This is a genomic window from Actinomadura formosensis NBRC 14204, assembly GCF_001552155.1.
Lineage (GTDB): Bacteria > Actinomycetota > Actinomycetes > Streptosporangiales > Streptosporangiaceae > Spirillospora > Spirillospora formosensis.
This window is the reverse complement of sequence record NZ_BCQQ01000120.1, coordinates 1-21,624: the sequence shown is the minus strand read 5'-3', so window position 1 is coordinate 21,624 and position 21,624 is coordinate 1. Positions and strand designations below refer to the sequence as shown.

The window sequence follows — 21,624 nt, the reverse complement described above, 5'->3', positions numbered from 1 at the left end:
GGGGCCGGGACGGCGGGGGTGGCGGGCAAGGGCGTCCTGGGCACGCTCGGCGCGAAGGGGACGGCGGCCGTCGCGGGCGGGGCCGCCGCCGTCGCCGTGGGCGGCGGCGCGGCGGTCTACGTGGCCGTCGCGGACGACGAGCCGAAGCCGGTCACGGCCGGATTCGTCGCGCTCAGCGAGCCGCGCCAGGACATCGGCGGCGGAAAGACGTTCCAGGCGCAGGGCCGGATCGTGCGGGTCGCCGGCGGCGACCCCGCCCTCAACCGGAAGATCAACCAGGCGCTGCGGGCACCGCTCGAACAGCGGTGGACCAAGACCCGCAAGGCCCTGGCCGGCATCGGCCGCGGCGGCTACACCGACGTCGTGAAGCCAGAGATCCTGCTGCGCAGCGACCGGCTGCTGTCGGTCTGGTACGGCGTTCTGCTCCAGGGTGAACGCGGATCGAGCTGGGACCTGTCGCAGGCGGTGACCGTGGACCTGCGGACCGGTGCCTCCTACCGGGCGCCCGACCTGTTCCGCGTTCCGACCGCGCAGGGACTCAGGCCGCTGGACGAGAAGATCAAGACTCACCTGCCCGGCCGCGACTTCTGCCCGGGCGATCCCCTGGGCGGCACGGACAACCCGTCCGCGTTCGTCAAGGCCGGCGAGGTGACCATGGCCCTCACCCCGAAGGGCGTCCGCGTCGCCTTCTACGGGTCGATACTCGGCTACGCGGAGGCGTGCGGGCTCCGGGACACGGTCGTCCCCTACGCCGAGGTCGGCGACATGCTCAAGCCCGCGCTGCTGAAGGCCGTCCCCTATCCGTCGCCGAGGCGTTCCTGACGGCGGGCGGCCCCGGCGACGAGCGCCGCCGGGGCCGCGCACCGAAGATCACTTGCGCTTGGTGATCTCCTCGGTGAGCTGCGGCGCGACCTGGAACAGGTCGCCCACCACGCCGTAGTCGACGAGCTCGAAGATCGGCGCCTCGGGGTCCTTGTTGATGGCGACGATGGTCTTCGAGGTCTGCATGCCGGCCCGGTGCTGGATGGCGCCGGAGATGCCGACCGCGATGTACAGCTGCGGCGACACGGTCTTGCCGGTCTGGCCGACCTGGAACGAGTGCGGGTACCAGCCGGCGTCGGTCGCGGCGCGGGAGGCGCCGACGGCCGCGCCGAGCGAGTCGGCCAGCCCCTCGATGATCTTGAAGTTCTCGGCGCCGCCGACGCCGCGGCCACCGGAGACGACGATCGCGGCCTCGGTCAGGTCCGGGCGCTCGCCCTTCTCCTGGACGACCCTCTCCACGATCTTGGCGCCCTTGTCGGTGTCCGACAGCGTCACCGAGACCTGCTCCTCGGCCGGGGTGACCGGGGACGCCTCGGGGGCCACCGAGTTCGGCCGGACGGCGATGATCGGCGTGCCGGTCTTCACCCGGGCGTGCGCGATGATGCCGCCGCCGAAGATGGAGTGCTCGGCGACGAAGCCCTCGGCGACGTCCACCACATCGGTGAGCACGCCGGAGCCGGTCTTGACCGCGAGGCGGCCCGCGACCTCCTTGCCCTCCCCCGTGGCGGCCACCAGCACCGCGCCCGGCGACCTCTCGGCCACCAGCTGGGCCAGCAGCGCGGCCTTCGGGGCGACGACGTAGGAGGTCAGCTCCTCGTCGGCGGCCACGTAGACCTTGCCGGCGCCGTACTCGCCGAGCTTGTCCTTGGCACCCTCGTAGCCGGGGCCGGCCCATACCGCGGCGGCCTCGCCGAGCCGGTTCGCCAGCGTCAGCAGTTCGAGCGTGACCTTCTTGACCTCACCGTCGACATGGTCGACGAGGACGAGAATCTCAGCCATTGGTCTCCAAATCCCCTTCCCCGCTCAGACGAACTTCTTCGACGCGAGGAACTCGGCGATCTTCACGCCGCCGTCGCCCTCGTTGGTGACGATCTCACCCTTGGCGCGCGGGGGCGCCTCGGCGAAGTCGACGACCTCGGTGGCGGCGTTCGCCAGCCCCACCTGGGAGGCGTCGATGCCGGCGTCGCTCAGGCCCAGCGTCTCGACCGGCTTCTTCTTGGCCGCCATGATCAGCTTGAAGGAGGGGTAGCGCGGATCGTTGATCTTCTCCACCACGCTGACGACCGCGGGCAGGCTCGCCTCGACCCGGTCGAAGCCGTAGTCGGTCTGGCGCTGCGCCTTGATGGACGTCCCGTCGATCTCGACCTTGTTGGCGAGCGACACCTGCGGGACGCCGAGCCGCTCGGCCAGCATCGCGGCGAGCACACCGGTGCGCGCGTCGGTGGACTCCGCGCCGAGGACCACCAGGTCGAACCCGGTGCGGCCGAGCGCCTGCTGGATGGCGTACGAGGTCTGCAGCGCGTCGGAGCCGGCGAGCCCGTCGTCGACGAGGTGCACGCCCTTGTCCGCGCCCATGGCCAGGGACTTGCGGATGGCGTCGGTGGCCTTGGCGGGGCCCATGGTCAGGACGGTCACCTCGCCGCCGTGGGCCTCCTTGATGCGCAGCGCCTCTTCGATCGCGTACTCATCGAGCTCGTTGATGACCCCGTCCGCTGCGGCGCGGTCGAGCGTGCTGTCATCGGACTTCAGCTTGCGCGGGCTCTCCGTATCGGGAACCTGCTTCACCAGGACGACGATGTTCATGGCCGGTGGCCGACCTCCCTGCACTCAGTTGGCCGCTGAGGTAGCGGCAGAGGGGCGCCGCCCATGACGGGTCGACGCGGACATGCGCTTTCGCTGTCACAGCCTGCCAAACACCCGAACGAGCTTCGGAACCGGGTCCCTGATTCGGCCGTGTCCCACAATGTTACTAGTGAGTAGCCTAGCGGCAAATTCCAGCTCGTGAGACCTTACCCACGCACGCGTGGCGTTTACTGGTCCATCCCGGTCCCGAACCGGACGTGACGCACTTCACTCCTCAGAGCCGGGTGAGCGCGTGCTGCAGGCGGTCCATCGAACTCTCCAGCGACCGCTGCAGGCCGTACATCGGGGAGAAGCTCGGCGAAAGGGTCATCGCCCCGACCCCCACGAGCAGCGCCAGCACGCCGAGGCCCACGACCGCGGCGGCGACGAGCCGCGGCCGGCCCGCCACGGGCAGGAACATCCGCTCCAGTTGCCGGCGCGGGCCGTGCACCCCCGGCGCCGCCCACAGCACCGCCGCCCCGGCGCCGGCGCCGAACGCGCACGCGGTCAGCGAGTCGATCCTCCCGCCGACCACCGACACCGCGACGAGCCCGAGCGGGACGGCGACCGTGAACACCGCCGCGTACGGGACGGTCAGGAGCGTCCGCCCGAACGCCCACGCCCAGCCCCGCGTCCGGTCGTCCGCGGGCGCGCCCGCCACCCGCAGCAGCGTCACCGCGCCCAGCGACAGGACGAGCCCGGCGATCGGCGCCATGATCACGAAGCCGACCGCGACCACCACGACCATGGCGGCCAGGAGCCGCGCCCAGCCCAGCGCCACCGCCATCTCGTGCGCCCGGGCCGCCTGCGGGGGCCCGCTCCCGGGCCTTGCCCCGGGCACGGTGACCGGGGCCCGCCGCTCGGGGGCAGGCCGCTCGGGGGCAGGACGGGCGGGCGCGGGGCGGGCGGACACAGCGGCGGGCAGATCGAGCCGGGACACCGCCTCCACCAGTTCCTCCGCCGCCGGGCGGGCGCCCGGATCGGGATGCGACGCCGCCTCCACCAGCGGACGCAGATCGGCGGGCAGCGCGCCGGCCGGGGCCTCGTGCCGTCCGGTCGCGGCGAACGTCACCGTCGCGGCCCACGCGCGCACGTCCCCGGAGGCGTCGGCACCGGCGGCCAGCCCGAAGTCGACCACGATGGGCGCGTCGTCCACGACCAGCACGGACCCGGGCCCCAGCGCACCGTGCGCGAGACCCGCGCGGTGGATGGCGGCGAGCGCCTTGGCCAGCCCGAAGGCCATCCGGCGCAGCGCGTCCTCCGGCATGGTCCCCTGCTCGGCGACCGTCTCCGCGAGCGGCCGTCCCGGGACGAACCGGGACACCACATACGGGCGGGGCCCGCCGGACTCCCCGTCGAGAACGTCGACCACATAGGGGCTGAGGACCGCGCGCATCCGTTCGACGTCGGCGGCGGCGCCGGGCGGGAGCAGCCGTATCGCCACGTCACGGCCGTCCGGTCCGGCGGCGCGGTGCACGGCGCCGTCATCGCCCCGCGCGGGGCCGCCGCCCAGCCGGGACAGCAGCCGGTACGGACCGATGTGCTCCTGGTGGCTCGTCTCACCGCTCATATGGGTCGCCACCATACCGACCGCGAGCGTTCCGCCGGGGCGGACGGACGGACTCGATCACATGCCGGGGATGCCCGAGACGAGGTCGCGGACGTCCGTGCGCAGGCCCTCCAGGCTCTGGCTCATCCCGTCCAGCGGCGTGGTGTCGGGCGGCTGCCGCTGGGACAGCCCGACCAGCACCGCCGCGAAGATCCCGAGGATCAGCGCGCCGGCGAGGGCGGCCTCGGCGCGCGGCAGCAGCGCGCCCCAGACCCGGGCGAGCTGCCGGCGGGGCGCGCCGCTGCCCGGCGCGAGGCACAGCAGCCCGATCACCGCCATGGACGAGTACGCGATGGCCTTCGACGCGGTCATGTCGGACCGGGCGAAGATCAGCACGGCGAGCAGGACCAGCCCCGCGAACGCGCTGAGCGACGTCCACAGGATCGTGGACATCAGCGCGCCCGGCAGGTGCAGCGGCGTCCGGAACGCCGCCGCGACGGCGTCGCCCGAACGCGGACCGCGCCGGGTGCGCCGCCCCTCCATGCCCTGGGCGGCCTTGTCCGCCATCCGCAGCACGAGCACGCCCGCGACGGTGAGGCCGAGGGCGAGCAGCGGCGCGATGCCGGCGAAGCCGAGCAGCGCCACGAGGACGATGAAGCTGAGCACCCGGTACCAGCCGTAGGGCTTGCGGCGATCCTTGTCGGCACGCTCGCGGGCCTGGTCGGCGGCGCGGCGCTGCGCGTCCTGCGGCTGCGCGTCGTACGGGCCGCGCTGCAGCGCGCCCGGCGGCGGCCCGCCGGGCGGCCCGTACGGCTGCGGGTAGCCGCCCTGGTGGTACGGGTCGGAGCCGTAGGGGTCGGAGCCGTAGGGGTCGGAGCGGCCGTAACCGCCCTGCCTGAACTGCTCGCCCGCCTTGAACTGGGCGGGCGGCGGGCCCGGCGGAGGCGGCGGGGGCGCGGCCGGCGGCAACTGGCCGACGAAGTCCCGCGGCTGTGCCGGGACGGGCGCGGGCGCCGGCAGGCCCGTCCCGGCCGGCGTGACCGGAGGGGCCGGAGGGGCCGGAGGGGCCGGGACGTCCTGCGAACTCTGCAGGCCGGGCATGGAGAACTGCCGGGAGTGGTCGGCCGCGGGCTCATCCAGAGACGTGTCCGCCACTGCGGCCGGGCCCGGATAGTGGTGGTCGATCCGGGTCTGGTCGGTGATGGTGGCTTCGAGGTGGATCCGCCGGGTGAGCTGGACCAGGTTGACCGCGGTGGGACGTTCCGCCGGGTGCCGCGCCATCGCCGACCGCAGCACGGGCAGCAGCGCGTCGGGCACGCCCTCCAGGTCCGGGATGCCCTGCATGATCTTGTAGAAGATCGACTCGAAGGTGCCGGAGCCGAACGGCGGGCGGCCGGTGGCGGCGTAGGCGACCGTCCCGGCCCAGGCGTGCACGTCCGACGGCGGGCCCGCGTCCTCTCCCTCGATGATCTCCGGGGCGAGGTAGCCGGGCGTGCCGATGACCATGCCGGTCGCGGTCAGCCGGGTCGCGTCGGCGGCCTGCGCGATCCCGAAGTCGATCACGACGGGATCGCCGTCCACGAGCATCACGTTGCCGGGCTTCAGGTCGCGGTGCACGATCCCGGCGCCGTGGATCGCCGACAGCGCGGACGCCAGCCCCACCCCGAGCCGCTGCAGGCCCGGCCCGTAGATCGGCCCGGCCTCCTCGACGACCTCTTCCAGCGTCCGGCCGGGAACGTACTGGGTCACGATGTAGGGCTGGTCGGCGGTCACGTCGGCGTCGAGGATCTCCGCGACGTGCGGGCTGTGCACCCTGCGCATCGAGTCGACCTCGCGGGCCAGCCGGCGACGCGCCGTGGCGTCCCCCGCGACCGCGGGCCGCAGCACCTTGATGGCCACGTTGCGCCCCTCGGGGTCGGCGCCGAGGTAGACGACGCCCATGCCCCCTTCCCCCAGGGTCTGCTGGACGCTGTAGTGGCCGATACGGTCCCCGGACGTGACGGCTCCCTTCATCGTTTCCGAAACCCTACCCTTGCCGATCGGGCCGAAAAGATCTAACCGGCATCAGGCCGCCGTCACCCCGCCCCCAGCCGACGCGTCCCCCGCCAGGGGGGAGAGGGCCCCCGCGAACCACCGCGCCGAAGGACGCTCGGCGGGGTCGCGCCGGAACGCCGCCCGCAGCAGCCCCGCCACCGGCTCCGGGGCACCGTCCAGGTCGGCTTGGCCGCGCAGGATCCTGAAGCACACCCCGTGCAGCGAGCCCCGCCCGAACGGCGGGCGGCCCGTCGCCGCGTACGCGACCGTCGCCGCCCACGAGAACACGTCCGACACGGCGGTGGCGCGCTCCCCCTCGATCAGCTCGGGGGCCAGGTAGGCGGGCGTCCCCACGACCATCCCGCGCCGGGTGATCTGCTCGGCGCCGGACTCCTGCGCGATCCCGAAGTCGATCAGCGTCGGCCGGTCGCCCATCACGATCACGTTCCCGGGCGACACGTCGCGGTGCAGCACGCCCGCGTCATGGACGTCCCCCAGCGCGAGCGCCAGCCGCCGCGCGAACCGGGCCAGCCGCTCGCCGCGCAGCGGCCCGTACGCCGAGATCAGCTCGTTCAGCGGGCAGCCGGGCACGTACTGCATGACGACGTGCGGGCGTTCCGCCGAGACGGCCCCGTCCAGCAGCCGCGCGACGTAGGCGCTGCGGACCCGCCCCTGCGCCCGCATCTCCCGCGCCAGCCGCCCGACCGCCTCCTGCACGCCCGTCAGCTCCGGGATCAGCTCCTTGACCGCGACCTCCCGGCCGCGGGAGTCCATGGCGAGGTACACCACGGCGGTGCTCCCCCGGCCGATCTCGTCCAGCAACCGATACCCGCCCAGTCGCCGATGCGTCCCCATGCCCCCTTTGACGCTGAAAACCGCGCGCGCGTTCACTGCCTTTCCTCGGGGACCCACCCCCTGACCGGCCGGGGATCACCCCTGCCGGGCGGCCTGGCGGGCGCGGCGCTCCTCGCGACGGGTCTCGAACTTGGTGGCGGCGGCGTCGAGCTGCGCCAGGAACTCGCCGAGTTCCTGGCGGGCCTTCTCCCCGTCACCGGACAGGTCGGTGCGGTCGAACACGCCCCATTTGCGCAGCACGGGGACGAGCACGTCGTCATGGTGCAGCCGCAGGTCGTAGATGCCGGCGTTGGCGATGATGACGGACTTGCGGAGGAACCCGTCGATGCTGTGGCCGGGCATCTGGAACGCCTTCACGACGTCGGTGATCGCCCGCATCGTCTCGTTGGGAGCGGCGTCCAGCGAGGCGCCGATCAGGTTCCGGTAGAAGATCATGTGGAGGTTCTCGTCGGCGGCGATGCGGGCCATCATCTGCTCGCAGACGGTCTCGCCGGACGCCCTGCCGGTGTTGCGGTGCGAGACGCGGGTGGCCAGTTCCTGGAACGACACGTAGGCCGTCCCGTGCAGGAACGAGTCGCCGTGGTCGGCCTCGTAGCCGGCCTCCATGTGCTTCATGCGGGCGCGTTCCAGCGCCACCGGGTCGACGGCGCGGGTCACGGTGAGGTAGTCGCGCAGGACGATGCTGTGCCGGTTCTCCTCGGCCGTCCAGCGGTTGACCCACGTCCCCCAGGCGCCGTCACGGCCGTAGACGGCGGCGATCGCGCGGTGGTAGCCGGGGAGGTTGTCCTCGGTGAGCAGGTTGACGATGAGCGCCTCGCGCGCCTCGGGGGTCACCTTCGACTGCTCCAGCGACCACGGCTCGCCGTCCAGCGGCCCGTCGAAGTCGCGGCCCTCGCTCCACGGCACGTACTGGTGCGGGAACCACTCCTTCGCCATCGACAGGTGCCGGTTCAGCTCCTTCTCGACCACCGGCTCAAGGTCGTTCAAGAGGCCGGTCTGGAACTTCTCTTCGTGGGTCACGGACATACGGTTCCTTCGCTGGACGACGTGGCCTTGCCGGACGTGCCACCGTGCCTGCGGCTCGAAAGGCGCACCCAGCAGGCGGTACACAACCTACGCAAGCGTAGGTTCGATCGTCGCCACTCCCCGTGACACCCGTCAAGTCACCCCCGTAACAAGCAACGCCCGCGAAGTTTTGTAGACCTGAGCAAAAGCGGCGTGATGTTTCGTCACCTGGTGTCGGCGGCCTGCTGCCACATGCGGTTCACGGCGGCCCTGAGCAGCGGCCTCGGGACGAGCTTCAGCGCGGGGAACGCCGCCTTGTACTGCATGCCGGGGACGCACAGCGCGCGTCCGGCGGCCACCGCGTCCAGCCCGGCCCGCGCCACGTCGTCCCGCCTCAGCCACAGCGGGTTGGGCGGGACGTCGTCCTCCGTCCGGGTGAAGCCGGGGCACAGCGCCGTCACGTGGACGCCCTTGCCCGCGACCTCCGAATGCAGGCTCTCGGAGAACGCGGCCACGTACGCCTTGGTCGCGCCATAGGTGGCGCTGCCGGGCGACGGCGCGAACCCCGCCATCGACGCCACGTTCAGCACCCCGCCCCGGCCGCGCGCGATCATCCCCGGCAGCGCGGCGTGGGTGAGCCGCACCAGCGCGGCGACGTTCAGTTCGATCTGTGCGAGGTGCTCGTCCAGCGGCAGTTCCGCGAACGCTCCGAACGCCCCGTACCCGGCGTTGTTCACCAGCAGTTCCACCGGCTCGGCGCGCAGCCGCCCCTCGACCTCGGCGCGCTGCGCGGGATCGGTGAGGTCGGCGGCGACCACCTCGACCGCGACCCGGTACCGCTCGACCAGCTCGCGGGCCAGCCCGTCCAGCAGTTCGGCCCGGCGCGCCACGATCACCAGGCCGGTGCCGCGGCCGGCCAGCAGGCGCGCGAAGCTCTCCCCGATCCCGCTGGACGCGCCCGTGACGAGCGCGGTTCGGTACGCGTGTCGCATGGCGGCAGATGCTATCCGCCGATCCCCGCAATCCCGGGCATCACGCTCTAAAACCCCAATAACGTTTTAGCCCGCGCGTTCGGCGGCGCCCACGCCTCCCGGTCGCCGGACACGCGGGAGCGCGGGGTCAGCGGCCGCTGAACTTCGCCTTGCCCGGCCCCTCCTCCATGAAGCTCCTCATGCCGTTCGCCTGGTCTTCGGTGGCGAACAGGGCGGCGAACTGCGTCCGCTCGATCTCCAGCCCGGTGCCGAGATCGACCTCCAGGCCCGTGTCGATGGCCTGCTTGGCGGCGCGCAGCGCGATCGCCGGTCCGCCGGCGAAGGTCGCCGCCCACTCCTTGGCCGCCGTATAGACGTCCGCGTCCGGGACGACCCGGTCCACCAGCCCCATCGCGAGGGCCTCGTCCGCCGCGACATGCCGCCCGGAGAAGATCAGGTCCTTGGCCTTGGCCGGGCCGACCAGCCGGGACAGCCGCTGCGTGCCGCCCGCGCCGGGGATGATGCCGAGCTGGATCTCCGGCTGGCCCAGCTTCGCGCCCTCCCCCGCGACCCGGAAGTCGGCCGTCAGCGCCACTTCGAGGCCACCGCCGAGCGCATACCCGGTGATCGCGGCGATGACCGGCTTCGGGACGGCGGCGAGCGCCTTGGTGAAGTCCTGCAGCAGCCGCGACGGCTCCGCCGACATCTCGGCATACGACATCGGGGCCATCTCCTTGATGTCGGCGCCGGCCGCGAACACCCGCTCCCCGCCGTACAGCACCACCGCGGCGACGGCGCCGTCCCGCGTCACCTGCCGCGCCGCATCGATCAGCTCCAGCTGCATCCGGCGGTTCAGGGCGTTCATCTTCGGACGGTCCAGCCTGATCGTCGCGACCGCGTCCTCGACCTCGACCCGTACGAACTCGCCCACGGCGACCCTCCTGTGCACATCGGTGACGGACGTCCCGAGCCTAACCAGCGCCCGGGCGGGCACCCGACGCCGGGCGCCGGGCGACCGCTGTGGCGAACGGCGACGTCCGAGGCTGCTGATAACTTCGGGGACCATGCTCGTCGCCCACGCCACCTGGCATGGCGGTGCGCTCTGCCTGTGGGCCGAGCGCACCGGCCCGTACGAGCCCTCGCCGGGCGTCCACCCCTTCGCGACCTGCGACTTCACCGGCACGTCCTACGAGCCGCTCGTCCGCACCGCGGTCCGTGTCGAACTGGCCCTGTCCCTTCCCACCGTGCCGCGTCCCCCCGGGGACGACCATCCGCTGCCCTCGCCCGAGCTGGGCCCCGAGCCGGTGCGGGACGAGCCCGAACTGCGCCCCTGGCGGGTCCCCGCGCTCGTCCTGGAGCCGTTCCCGGCGATGGCGCTGCTGCAGGCCGCCGAGCACAGCGCCGACGTCATCCCCGGCACCGACCTGCGCTTCCTGTGCGTGATCGCGGACGAGGCCGTGGCCCTCACCGGGCGCGGCCACGTCCTGCCCGCGCTGCTGCGCGAGGACGGCGACCTCGTGGCCCGCTGGCGCCCGGTGATCGACGACCCGGCGCGGTTCCGCGCGCTCGCCCGCGCCATGCCCGCCGCGTGCCGCGCGGCGGGCGGCGGACGTCCCGCCACCGAGGTGCTGCGCGAGGCACTGTCCGGCCTGGTCGACACCGCCGTCCGGGGGGTGGTGCCGCATCCGCTGCTGGCGCCCCGGCGCGGCGGGGCCCCGGACCGGCTGCCGCTCGCCGAACGCTGGGCGGCGGCGCTGACCGGCCCGTCCGCCGAGGTCGCCCGCGCGCCGCGCGACGACCCCGGCGACCTGATCGCCGAACTGGACGCCTGGGCCGCCGCCGCGCGCCGCCCGTCCGGCCCCCTCCGCGTCTGCTTCCGGCTCGCCGAACCGGGCGCCGAGGAGTTCGGCACGCGGGAGTTCGGCACGGGGGACCCCGCGCAGTCCGGCCCCGATGAGCCCGGAGACGACGCGTGGCGCGTCGAGTTCGCCCTCCAGGGCACCGAGGACCCCAGCCTCTACGTCCCGGCCGCGCTGGTCTGGGACGGCGAGGCCACCTCGATCCCGCAGGCCGAGGAGACGCTCCTCACCGGCCTCGGCCGCGCCCTGCGCCTCTTCCCCGAACTGGCCCCGGCCCTCGACGGCCCCGCCCCGCGCGGGCTGGTCCTCGACACCGCGGGCGCGTTCCGCTTCCTGCGCCGGGCGGCCCCGATGCTCGCCGCCGCCGGCTTCGGCGTCCTGCTCCCCCAGTGGGCGGGCAAGACCAGGCTCGGCATGCGGCTCACGACCCGCAACGAGGACCCGGAGGCGTCCTCGGGCTCGGCGGCGCCCTCGGGCTTCGACCTGAAGGCCATGGTCGGTTTCCGCTGGGACCTCGCGATCGGCGACGAGAGCATCGACGAGGCCGAGCTGGAGGAACTGGCGCGCCTCAAGACCCCGCTCGTCCGCCTGCGCGGCCGGTGGGTCGAGCTCGACGAACGGCAACTGGAGGCCGCGCTCGACTTCCTCCGCCGTCCCCGCCGGGGCCGGATGACCGCCGCCGAGGCGATCCGCGCGGTCGTCCACGCCGGCGACGACACCCTGCCCCTCACCGGCGTCGACGCCGCCGGCCCCCTCGGCGACCTCCTGTCCGGCGAGGCCGACCGCCGCCTCACCCCCATGCGCACCCCGGACGACCTGGACGCCGAACTGCGGCCCTACCAGGAACGCGGCCTCGCCTGGCTGACCTTCATGAACGATCTGGGGCTGGGCGCCCTGCTCGCGGACGACATGGGACTGGGCAAGACGATCTCCGTGCTGTCACTGCTCGTCCATGAGCGGGAGAACGGCGCACGTCCCGACCCGACCCTGGCGATCCTGCCGATGTCGCTGGTGGGGAACTGGCAGCGGGAGGCGGGGCGGTTCACGCCGAAGCTGCGCGTCTACGTCCACCACGGGACGGGACGGCGGCGCGGCGAGGAGCTCGTGGAGGCCGTCGCGGGCGCCGATCTCGTGCTGACCACGTACGGGACGGCGGCGCGGGACGCCGAGGCGCTCGCGGCGATCGGGTGGGAGCGGGTCGTCTGCGACGAGGCGCAGGCGCTCAAGAACAGCGGGACACGGCAGGCCAGGGCGGTCCGGAGCATCCCGGCGCGGACGCGGATCGCGCTCACCGGCACGCCGGTCGAGAACCATCTGACCGAGCTGTGGTCGATCATGGAGTTCGCGAACCCGGGGCTGCTCGGGCCGCGCGGCGCGTTCCGGCGGCGGTTCGCGATCCCGATCGAGCGGGAGGGCGACGAGCAGGCGGCGCTGGCGCTGAAGCGCGCGACCCAGCCGTTCGTTCTCCGCCGCCTCAAGACCGACAAGTCGATCATCTCGGATCTGCCGGAGAAGCAGGAGATCAAGGTCTACTGCAACCTCACGACCGAGCAGGCGTCCCTCTACCAGGCGACCGTGGACGACATGCTCCAGCAGATCGCCGAGGCCGACGACAAGCAGCGGCGCGGGCTCGTCCTGGCGACGATGGCGAAGCTCAAGCAGGTCTGCAACCATCCGGCGCAGTTGCTGAAGGACGGCTCGCGGCTGCCCGGGCGGTCCGGGAAGCTCGAACGGCTGGAGGAGATCTGCGCCGAGGTCCTGGAACAGGGCGAGAAGGCGCTCGTCTTCACGCAGTACGCCGAGTTCGGGTCCCTGCTCCGGCCCTACCTCGCCGCCCGGCTGGAGCGGCCGGTGCTGTGGCTGCACGGTGGCACGTCCAAGCAGGCGCGTGACGATCTCGTCCAGCGCTTCCAGCAGGACGGGGAACCCGCGATCTTCCTTCTCTCGCTCAAGGCCGCCGGGACGGGCCTGACCCTGACCGCCGCCAACCATGTCGTGCACGTCGACCGCTGGTGGAACCCGGCCGTCGAGGACCAGGCCACCGACCGCGCGTTCCGCATCGGGCAGACCCGCAACGTGCAGGTCCGCAAGTTCATCTGCGTCGGGACGATGGAGGAGCGCGTGGACGAGATGATCGAGCGCAAGAAGGCCCTCGCCGAGTCGATCGTCGGCACCGGCGAGGACTGGCTGACCGAGCTGTCGGTGGCCGAGCTGCGCGACGTGCTGCGCCTGTCCCCCGAGGCGGTGAGCGACTGATGCAGGACGGGATCAGGGCGCGGGGCAGGCGCGGCTCGATCGGCACCGAATGGTGGTCGCGGCGGTTCATCGATCTCGTCGAGTCGTTCGCCGACAAGGGGAGGCTCCAGCGAGGCCGGACCTACGCCCGCAAGGGCAACGTGTTCGACCTCAAGGTGGCCGCGCACGAGGTGACCGCGAAGGTGCGCGGCACGGCCCCGGAGCCGTACGAGGTGGCGCTCGGCATCGAGGCGATCGACGAGGCGGACTGGCGGGCCGTCGAGAGGGAGCTGGCGTCCCGCGCGGTTTTCCGCGCCCGCCTGCTGGCCGGGGAGATGCCGCCGGAGATCGAGTGGGTGTTCGCCGAACTGGGCCTCGCGCTCTTCCCCGGATCGGCGTCCGACCTGCATCTGATGTGCGACTGCCCCGACTGGGGCGACCCGTGCAAGCACGCGGCGGCCGTCCTGTACCTGCTGGCGGAGGCGTTCGACGACGACCCGTTCCTCATCCTCGAATGGAACGGCCGGGGCCGCGACCGGCTTCTCGCCGGTCTGCGGCGCGGCGCCGGCACCGAACCGGATCCGCTCGACATCGAGGACGAACCGCTCACGGCGGACGGCTTCTGGACGCCCCCGTCCGGCCTCGCCCGCCTCCGCGACCGCCCGCCGGCCCCGCCCGTCCCGCCCGGTTTCATCCTCCAGGTGGCCGCACCGCCACCGGTGAAGGTCCGCCGCCGCCCGCTGCCGGACGTCCTGGCCCCGGCCTACGAGGCGCTCGCCGACAGCGCCGGCTAGGCGGGCAGGCGGGCGCGGACGGTGAAGCCGCCGTCCGGGCCGGGGCCCGCGTCGAGGCTGCCGCCGAGCGATGCGGCGCGCTCCCGCATCCCGCGGATGCCGCTGCCGTTCCCGGACGGCGCAGCGGACACCGGCGCACCGTCGTCCTCCACGCTGACGGTCACGTCGCCGTCGCCGTAGCGGATGCGGACAACGGCGGTGGACGCCTCCGAATGCCGGGTCACGTTCGTCAGTGCCTCCTGGACGATCCGGTACGCGGCGAGGTCGGCCTCGGCCGGCAGCGGACGCGGCTCACCCGCCACCTCGGTGCGGATCGTCAGGCCGGCCGCCGACACGCCGCGGGTCAGCTCGTCCAGCCGGGCGAGACCTGACGCGGGCGTGACCGGTGCCGCCTCGTCGACCTGCCGGAGGACGCCGAGGGTGGCGCGCATCTCGCGGAGCGTCTCCTTGCTGGCCTGCTTGATCGCGGTGAGGGCGTCCTCGGCGCGTTCCGGTTCGCGGTGCAGCCCGTGCAGTGCGGCGGTGGCCTGCACGTTGATCAGTGAGATGTTGTGGCCGAGGACGTCGTGCAGTTCGCGGGCGATGCACAGCCGCTCCTCGATGGCGCGGCGGCGGGCCTCGGCCTCGTGGCCGCGTTCGGCGGCCCGCGCCCGCTCCTCGGCCTCCCGCAGGTAGGCGTGGCGGTTGCGGACCACGCCGCCGATCGCGATGACCGCGACGAACCAGCCGGCGAGCAGGAACGGCGCCGCGTCCGCCAGGTGGTTCATGCCGTCGCGGTTGTCGCCGTAGACGATCCCGGCCATCGCGACGCCTCCGAGCAGGCAGGCCGTGACCAGGCGCCCCGCGGCCGCCACCGTGTACAGCGCGATCGCGAACGTGATGACGAAGGGGCCGTCCGTCGCGGTGGTCGGATAGTAGATCGCGCAGGCGACGAACGTGACGACCGCGACCGCGATGGGGTGGCCGCGGCGGAAGTACAGCGCACCGCACGCGACCGTCAGCAGCGCCCAGCCGTGGACGGGCAGCGCCGCTCGGTCGAGGACGTGCGGCGCCAGCAGCCCGATCACGGCCAGGGCGAGGAAGCAGCCGGCGGCGAGGATCGCGTCCGCCGTGCGCCCGCTCGGGAGGCGGTCGAGCGGCCCCGGGCGTCCGTCCAGTGCTCGCACGGGTCCATCCTGCCAGGATCCGCTCCCTTGCGCCTCTGCGACAAAATGTAGTACTTCTGCTATCAGCAGATGTATCAATATGACGGACGGTCTGAGGGGTCGTATAGGGGGTGCGCCGGCCGATGAGAACACGGGCGATACGGGGGGACGGGCCGTGATCCGCAAGACCGGCCCGGCACCCGGCGACAAGGAGAACGTTCACAACCGCATCGCGGTGCTGAGGGCCGAACGCGGCATTTCGCGCCGCGACCTGGCCGCCGCGCTGGGCGTGCATTACCAGACGGTCGGCTATCTCGAACGGGGCGAGTACAGCCCCAGCCTGTACCTCGCCCTGCGCATCGCCGAGTACTTCGAGGTGCCGGTCGAGGTCGTCTTCTCCCTGAAACCGTTCCCGAGGATCGGAGGCACATGATGACGAGCCGCACCGCGGGGTGGCTGGAGCGGTCGCGCCGCAGGCGCGCGGACCGGCTGGCGGCCCTCGACGCCGAACTGGAGCGCCGCATGCCCGCCCGTTACGCCCGCCGGCGCCCTCGCCGGGTGCTGGCGGTGGCGGGAGCGGGCACGCTGGGCCTGCTCTGGGTGGACGCCGCGGTGTCCTGGGTCCTGGCGCCCAGCGACACCGCGATGATCGCCGGCCCGGTGATCCCCGGCGTCGTGGCGGCGGCTAGCGCAGGTTGCCGTTCGTCATGCCCTGCGGCGCGGGCGGCAGCGCGACCAGGCCCAGCTCCGCGCGGCCCGACAGCAGCGGATGGCTCGGCACCACCCGGACGCTGTAGCCGAAGGCGCCGCTGCGCCCGAGCGGGACCTCGCCGGTGTAGCGGTACCGCCCGTTCTCCGCCGGCTGGGCCTCCCGCAGTTCCAGGTAGGACGGGTCGACGAGCGCATCGGCGTCGTCCACCCGGCCGTAGGCGACCTCAACGGCGACGTCGCCGGGGTCGAGGCCGCCGAGGTTCACCACGATCCGCACGGTGAGCCGCGCGCCGACCTGCGGGCTCTCCTCCCCGGTGGACTCGACGTGCTCGACGGCGACGCCCCGCCACGCCGTGCGGACCCGCTGCTTCCACGCCGCCAGGCTGCGGGCGCCCGCGTACTTGTCGGCGACCATGGCCCGCTCGGCCACGGCGGCCGGGGCGTAGAGGTCCTCGACGTAGTCGCGCAGCATCCGGGACGCGAGGACCTTCGGGCCGAGCGTGGCGATGGTGTGCTTGACCATCTCCAGCCAGCGGCGCGGCAGCCCCGCCGAGTCGCGGTCGTAGAACGTGACGGACACGTGGTCCTCGATCAACTCGTACAGCGCGGCGGCCTCCAGCTCGTCGCGCCGGTCGGGGCCGGCGAGGCCGTCGGCGGACGGGATCGCCCAGCCGTTCTGCCCGTCGTACCACTCGTCCCACCAGCCGTCCCGGATGGACAGGTTCAGCCCGCCGTTCAGCGCCGACTTCATCCCGGACGTGCCGCACGCCTCCAGCGGACGCAGCGGGTTGTTCATCCACACGTCGCAGCCCTGCACCATCAGCTGCCCGAGCGCTATGTCGTAGTCGGGCAGGAACACGATGCGGTGCCGGACGTCCTCGGCGTCGGCGAACCGCACGATGTCCTGGATGAGGCGCTTGCCGCCCTCGTCCGCCGGGTGCGCCTTCCCCGCGATGACGATCTGCACGGGCCGCTCCGGGTGCAGCAGGATCGAACGGAGCCGGTCCGGGTCGCGCATCATCAGCGTGAGCCGCTTGTAGGACGGGACGCGCCGGGCGAACCCGATCGTCAGGACGTCGGGGTCGAGCGCCTCGTCGATCCAGGAGATCTCGGCCTCGCTGGCGCCGCGCTGCCGCCACGACTCGCGGAGCCGGCGCCGCGCGGCCAGCACGAGACGGCGCCGCAGCAGGCCCCGCATCCGCCAGATCTCGGGTTCGGAGACGGCGCGGACGCCTTCCCAGCCGTGCCCGGTCGCCATCACCGCCGGCAGCTCGCGCGCGGTGAACTCCAGCACCTCGCGCGCCACCCAGGTGCCGGCGTGCACCCCGTTCGTGATCGATCCGACGGGGACCTCGGTGGTGTCGAATCCGCCCCACAGGCCGCCGAACATCTCGCGGCTGACCCTGCCGTGCAGTTCGCTGACGCCGTTGACGCGCTGCGCGAGCCGCATCCCCATCACGGCCATGTTGAACACGGTGCGGTCGCCGCCGGGGTAGTCCTCGGCGCCGAGCGCGAGGACGCGGTCGAGGGGGACCTGCTCCTCCTCGTTCACACCGCCGAAGTAGCGGCTGATCAGGTCGCGGGGGAACCGGTCGATGCCGGCGGGGACCGGGGTGTGCGTGGTGAACACGGTGCCCGCCCGCGTCGTCTCCAGTGCCTCGTCGAAGGTCAGCCCGTCCTCGGCGACCAGCTCGCGGATGCGTTCCAGGCCGAGGAACCCCGCGTGGCCCTCGTTGGTGTGGAACACCTCCGGCGCGGGATGCCCGGTGATGCGGCAGTACGCGCGGATCGCCCGGACGCCGCCGATGCCGAGCAGCATCTCCTGCAGCAGCCGGTGGTCGCCGCCGCCCCCGTACAGCCGGTCGGTGACGTCGCGCGTGGACCGGTCGTTGTCCTCGATGTCGGAGTCCAGGAGCAGTTGCGGGACGCGGCCGACCTGCGCGACCCACACCTGCGCGTGCAGGTCGTGGCCTGTCGGGAGGCCGATGACGACGCGGACCGGCGTCCCGTCCCCCTCGCGGAGCAGGGTGAGCGGGAGACCGTTGGGGTCGATCGGCGGGTAGCGCTCCAGCTGCCAGCCGTCCGGCGACAGCGACTGGGAGAAGTAGCCGTGCCGGTACAGGAGCCCGACCCCGAGGATCGGGACGCCGAGGTCGCTCGCGGTCTTCAGGTGGTCGCCGGCCAGGACGCCGAGGCCGCCGGAGTACTGCGGGAGCGCGGCGGTGATCCCGTACTCGGGTGAGAAGTAGGCGATGCAGGCCGGGCCTTCCTCATCGCCGTGGGGCGCGGAGGGCGGTCCCCCCACGTTGAAACGCGACTGGTACCAGCGCGGTGCCGTCAGGTACTCGTGCAGCTCCTCGGCGGTGTCGTGCAGGCGGCGCAGGAACCGCCGGTCCTCCGCGAGCTGGGCCAGCCGCTCCGGCGCGACCTCGCCGAGCAGCCGGACCGGATCGTGGTGGACGGCGTTCCAGAGCGCGGGATCCACGGCGCGGAACAGGTCGAGCGTCTCGTGATGCCAGGACCAGCGCAGGTTGAGGACGAGTTCCTCAAGCTGCCGGAGCGGCTCGGGCAGGACGGTGCGGACCGTGAAACGTCGGATTGCCTTCACACAACGCCACGCTATGCGCTGCCGCCCCGTGGACGCGACGGGGGGCACCGGACCCTCACCTCGTGGACGGGGCGCTCGCACGGCCGGTGAATCCGCGGAAGGCTCGTTCCCATAAGGGCTCGCGCGGTTCCGGCGGAGACCGTCCCCGGATCCGGCGGTGACGTCCCGGCCGAGCGTTTGCCCAAACTCGACCATCCGCAGACCGGTTCCCCGCTGGCCGAGGTCGGCCAGATGACGATCGCACCAGGTCATGGCACCGTCAAAGCCCGCAAACCACTGACATGCCCCGCGCGTCGCCGCGGGGCGGGAGAAGGAGGGCCGGTGCGCGCCGACCATCGCGGTGTCCGGCGGGCCGTGGCGCCCGCATTGATCGTTCTTCTGGCGCCGGTGATCACGTCGTGCGGGAACCTCGTCGCGTCCCCCAACCTGTCGCCGAGCCCGTTCCCCAGTTCGAAGCGTCCGCTGCTGCACCGGCAGGCGGCCGCGATCCGAACCGTCGTCGACGGCCTGGCGGGTGCCGTCCCGGCCGGGGGGCGCACGGCCCGGACGGTGCTCCGCAACCACGAGCACCAGTGCCGGTTCCACGACCCGGACGACCCGGGGCGCGCCCCCGCCGTCCTCAACTGGGAGTACGCGGTGCGCCTGGAGTACACCGGGACGGACGGGGCGGCCGGACGGGACGCCGCGCTGAAGGACCGGCTCCGGCGGGACGGCTGGGCCCTCGGCGACGACTTCGGCAAGCTCATCGCCGTCCGCCGGGGCATGTACCTGGAGCTCCTGCTCAGCGGCACCACCGGCGACGGGACGCTGGTGATCGGCGGCTTCAGCAGGTGTGTGGATGCCGACGGCAAGGTCACCGCGGCGGACCCGCCGATCTCTCCGACGGCCCGGCCGACCCGGTGACCGCCTTACGCGATCCCCACCTTGTGTGGCCAATGTCTCACATAAAGTTATCGAAACTCTAGAGCGGTAACCGCCCCTTCCCGGGCATGGGACGTTTCGGAAGTCTCGCGCGGGTAGGGGTGGCACATGCACGTCAAGTCCGGAACGTCCCATACGACCGGCATTCCGAGGCTGGGTCGTATTCCGATCCTGGACGTGGCGCCGGTGGTGGGGTGCGGCCGGTGGCCGGCGAAGGCCGTGGTGGGTGAGACGGTCGAGGTGTCGGCAACGGTGTTCCGGGAGGGGCACGAGAGGCTGGGCGCAGCGGTGGTGCTGCGCACACCGGACGGGGAAGAGCTGCCGGGCCAGCGGATGAGCGAGGTGGGCGCCGGGCTGGACCTGTGGTCGGCGCAGGTGACACCGACACAGATGGGGTCGTGGTCGTTCCGGGTGGAGGCGTGGGGCGAGCCCATCGCGCACTGGTGGCACGACACGCAGATCAAGGTCCCGCGCGACCAGGACGTCGAGCTCATGTTCGCCGAGGGGGCGCTGTTGTTCGGGCGGGCGGCCGAGTCCGTGCCGAGCAAGGACCGGCCGACGCTGGACCGGCTGGCCCGGCTCCTGGCGGACCAGACCGTCCCGGCCGCCGACCGGATGCAGGCCGTGACCGACCCCGATGTCGAGGACGTACTGGAGCGGCACCCACTGCGGGATCTGCTGACCGTCAGCGACTGGTATCCCCTGGCCGTGCACCGGCAGCGGGCGCTGTACGGGGCGTGGTACGAGTTCTTCCCCCGTTCCGAGGGCGCCACCTTCGACCCGATGGGACGCCGGGGCCCGATGTCGGGCAGCTTCCGCACCGCGATGAAACGCCTGCCCGCGATCGCCGACATGGGCTTCGACGTGGTCTACCTGCCCCCCATCCACCCCATCGGCACCGCCCACCGCAAAGGCCCCAACAACACCCTGGACGCCGGCCCCTACGACCCCGGCTCCCCCTGGGCCATCGGCTCACCCGACGGCGGCCACGACGCCGTCCACCCCGAACTCGGCACCCTGGAGGACTTCGACGCCTTCGTCGCCCACGCCGCCGACCACGGCCTGGAAGTCGCCCTGGACCTGGCCCTGCAATGCTCCCCCGACCACCCTTGGGTCACCGACCACCCCGAATGGTTCACCACTCGCGCCGACGGCACCATCGCCTACGCCGAAAACCCGCCCAAGAAGTACCAGGACATCTACCCCCTCAACTTCGACCACGACTCCGAGGGGCTCTACCAAGAGGTCAAACGCGTCCTGCACCACTGGATGGACCACGGAGTCCGCATCTTCCGCGTCGATAACCCCCACACCAAACCCGTGGCGTTCTGGGAACGCCTCCTGGCCGACATCAACACCACCGACCCCGACGTGCTGTTCCTGGCCGAGGCGTTCACCCGCCCCGCCATGATGCAGACCCTGGCCAAGATCGGGTTCCACCAGTCCTACACCTACTTCACCTGGCGCAACACCGCTGACGAACTACGCGACTACTTCATCGAACTCACCGGGCCCACCGCCGCCTACATGCGCCCCAACCTCTTCGTCAACACCCCTGACATCCTCAACGCCTACCTCCAGCACGGCGGGCGGCCCGCCTTCCAGATCCGCGCCATCCTGGCCGCCCTGCTGTCGCCCACCTGGGGCGTCTACAGCGGCTACGAACTGTGCGAGAACACCCCCGTCCGGCCCGGCAGCGAGGAATACCGCGACTCGGAGAAATACCAGTACCGCCCCCGCGACTGGGACACCGCCGATCGCACCGGCAGCACCATCGCACCCCTCATCACCCGCCTCAACACCCTGCGCAACGCCCACCCCGCCCTCCAGCAACTGCGCAACCTGCACTTCCACTACATCGACCAACCCGAACTGCTCGCCTTCTCCAAACGCCACCTCGACGACGTCGTGCTGGCCGTCGTCAACCTCAACCCGCTCCACCCCCGCGAAGCCACCGTCCACCTCGACCTGCCCGCCCTCGGCCTGCCCGACGACCCTCATCACCCCTACACCGTCATCGACGAACTGGACGGCGCCACCTACACCTGGACCCAGGCCAACTACGTCTACCTCGACCCCCACACCAAACCCGCACACATCCTCACGTTCCGGAGTAGCGAGAGTTGAGCGGACCTCACGAACCCCAGCCGGCGGCGGCCCCCGTGCCGGGCCCGCTGTCCCGGGACGAGCCTGTCACCGAAATTCCGTCCGAGGCCATTCTGGTCTCGTCGGAACCCCTCCCTGACGCGTTCAACCCAGAGACGCCGCGCGAC

Annotated in this window: 16 protein-coding genes; 6 read left to right on the top strand and 10 right to left on the bottom strand. The window is 72.6% G+C overall.

What is annotated here, in order from left to right:
• A partial coding sequence (locus AF1_RS35345; RefSeq protein ID WP_217999849.1) for a hypothetical protein occupies positions 1-822 on the top strand: 822 nt, incomplete at its 5' end.
• A 48-nt stretch (positions 823-870) separates the two neighbouring features.
• Here the strand turns inward: AF1_RS35345 and AF1_RS25680 are convergent.
• The 8 genes from AF1_RS25680 to AF1_RS25645 all read right to left on the bottom strand — a co-directional run bounded on the left by AF1_RS25680 (position 871) and on the right by AF1_RS25645 (position 10,009).
• A complete protein-coding gene (locus AF1_RS25680) occupies positions 871-1,821 on the bottom strand; it encodes an electron transfer flavoprotein subunit alpha/FixB family protein (RefSeq protein ID WP_067804507.1) in 951 nt (316 codons plus the stop codon).
• A 24-nt stretch (positions 1,822-1,845) separates the two neighbouring features.
• Positions 1,846-2,625: an electron transfer flavoprotein subunit beta/FixA family protein gene (locus tag AF1_RS25675; protein WP_067804504.1), complete on the bottom strand. Its 780-nt coding sequence runs from the start codon at positions 2,623-2,625 to the stop codon at positions 1,846-1,848.
• A gap of 274 nt (positions 2,626-2,899) precedes the next feature.
• Positions 2,900-4,234, bottom strand: coding sequence for a protein kinase domain-containing protein (locus AF1_RS25670; RefSeq protein ID WP_067804501.1), 1,335 nt, complete (start codon positions 4,232-4,234; stop codon positions 2,900-2,902).
• A gap of 57 nt (positions 4,235-4,291) precedes the next feature.
• On the bottom strand, positions 4,292-6,226 hold the full coding sequence (locus AF1_RS25665) for a serine/threonine-protein kinase (protein WP_067804498.1): 1,935 nt from the start codon (positions 6,224-6,226) through the stop codon (positions 4,292-4,294).
• Between the two features lie 51 nt (positions 6,227-6,277).
• Positions 6,278-7,138, bottom strand: coding sequence for a serine/threonine-protein kinase (locus AF1_RS25660; protein WP_084263333.1), 861 nt, complete (start codon positions 7,136-7,138; stop codon positions 6,278-6,280).
• A gap of 39 nt (positions 7,139-7,177) precedes the next feature.
• Complete coding sequence (locus tag AF1_RS25655; RefSeq protein WP_067804493.1) at positions 7,178-8,128, bottom strand: acyl-ACP desaturase; 951 nt, start codon at positions 8,126-8,128, stop codon at positions 7,178-7,180.
• Positions 8,129-8,331: 203 nt separating this feature from the next.
• A complete protein-coding gene (locus AF1_RS25650) occupies positions 8,332-9,099 on the bottom strand; it encodes an SDR family NAD(P)-dependent oxidoreductase (protein WP_067804490.1) in 768 nt (255 codons plus the stop codon).
• 127 nt (positions 9,100-9,226) lie between these two features.
• The gene (locus AF1_RS25645) at positions 9,227-10,009 is read right to left on the bottom strand and encodes an enoyl-CoA hydratase/isomerase family protein (protein WP_067804487.1); all 783 of its coding nucleotides are present in this window, start codon (positions 10,007-10,009) and stop codon (positions 9,227-9,229) included.
• Between the two features lie 133 nt (positions 10,010-10,142).
• On the opposite strand from AF1_RS25645, the gene AF1_RS25640 reads away from it, so the two are divergent.
• Complete coding sequence (locus tag AF1_RS25640; RefSeq protein ID WP_067804484.1) at positions 10,143-13,193, top strand: DEAD/DEAH box helicase; 3,051 nt, start codon at positions 10,143-10,145, stop codon at positions 13,191-13,193.
• Positions 13,193-13,966 carry an SWIM zinc finger family protein gene (locus AF1_RS25635; RefSeq protein ID WP_067804481.1) on the top strand — a complete coding sequence of 258 codons (774 nt, stop codon included), beginning with the start codon at positions 13,193-13,195 and terminating at the stop codon, positions 13,964-13,966. The genes AF1_RS25640 and AF1_RS25635 overlap by 1 nt, the downstream gene beginning before the upstream one ends.
• Here AF1_RS25635 and AF1_RS25630 read toward each other — a convergent pair.
• Positions 13,963-15,132: a sensor histidine kinase gene (locus AF1_RS25630; RefSeq protein ID WP_242609060.1), complete on the bottom strand. Its 1,170-nt coding sequence runs from the start codon at positions 15,130-15,132 to the stop codon at positions 13,963-13,965. The genes AF1_RS25635 and AF1_RS25630 overlap by 4 nt on opposite strands.
• Before the next feature lie 154 nt (positions 15,133-15,286).
• Here AF1_RS25630 and AF1_RS25625 point away from each other — a divergent pair, with 154 nt between their 5' ends.
• Positions 15,287-15,544, top strand: a complete 258-nt coding sequence (locus AF1_RS25625) for a helix-turn-helix transcriptional regulator (protein WP_407642261.1) — start codon at positions 15,287-15,289, stop codon at positions 15,542-15,544.
• A 252-nt stretch (positions 15,545-15,796) separates the two neighbouring features.
• Here the strand turns inward: AF1_RS25625 and glgP are convergent, their stop codons facing one another.
• Entirely contained in the window at positions 15,797-18,430 is a 2,634-nt protein-coding gene (gene glgP, locus AF1_RS25620) for an alpha-glucan family phosphorylase (RefSeq protein WP_067804478.1), read from the bottom strand.
• A 321-nt stretch (positions 18,431-18,751) separates the two neighbouring features.
• Here glgP and AF1_RS25615 point away from each other — a divergent pair, with 321 nt between their 5' ends.
• Together AF1_RS25615 and AF1_RS25610 are read left to right on the top strand one after the other, a co-directional pair.
• Complete coding sequence (locus AF1_RS25615; protein WP_067804474.1) at positions 18,752-19,333, top strand: hypothetical protein; 582 nt, start codon at positions 18,752-18,754, stop codon at positions 19,331-19,333.
• Positions 19,334-19,459: 126 nt separating this feature from the next.
• Entirely contained in the window at positions 19,460-21,478 is a 2,019-nt protein-coding gene (locus tag AF1_RS25610) for an alpha-1,4-glucan--maltose-1-phosphate maltosyltransferase (RefSeq protein ID WP_067804473.1), read from the top strand.
• Positions 21,479-21,624 lie beyond the last annotated feature (146 nt).

Excerpts from the sequence above, each read along its gene's own strand:
- AF1_RS25680 (WP_067804507.1), bottom strand. The coding sequence starts at position 1,821 with ATGGCTGAGATTCTCGTCCTCGTCGACCATGTCGACGGTGAGGTCAAG.
- AF1_RS25675 (WP_067804504.1), bottom strand. The coding sequence starts at position 2,625 with ATGAACATCGTCGTCCTGGTGAAGCAGGTTCCCGATACGGAGAGCCCG.
- AF1_RS25670 (WP_067804501.1), bottom strand. The coding sequence starts at position 4,234 with ATGAGCGGTGAGACGAGCCACCAGGAGCACATCGGTCCGTACCGGCTG.
- AF1_RS25665 (WP_067804498.1), bottom strand. The coding sequence starts at position 6,226 with ATGAAGGGAGCCGTCACGTCCGGGGACCGTATCGGCCACTACAGCGTC.
- AF1_RS25655 (WP_067804493.1), bottom strand. The coding sequence starts at position 8,128 with ATGTCCGTGACCCACGAAGAGAAGTTCCAGACCGGCCTCTTGAACGAC.
- AF1_RS25650 (WP_067804490.1), bottom strand. The coding sequence starts at position 9,099 with ATGCGACACGCGTACCGAACCGCGCTCGTCACGGGCGCGTCCAGCGGG.
- AF1_RS25640 (WP_067804484.1), top strand. The coding sequence starts at position 10,143 with ATGCTCGTCGCCCACGCCACCTGGCATGGCGGTGCGCTCTGCCTGTGG.
- AF1_RS25635 (WP_067804481.1), top strand. The coding sequence starts at position 13,193 with ATGCAGGACGGGATCAGGGCGCGGGGCAGGCGCGGCTCGATCGGCACC.
- AF1_RS25610 (WP_067804473.1), top strand. The coding sequence starts at position 19,460 with ATGCACGTCAAGTCCGGAACGTCCCATACGACCGGCATTCCGAGGCTG.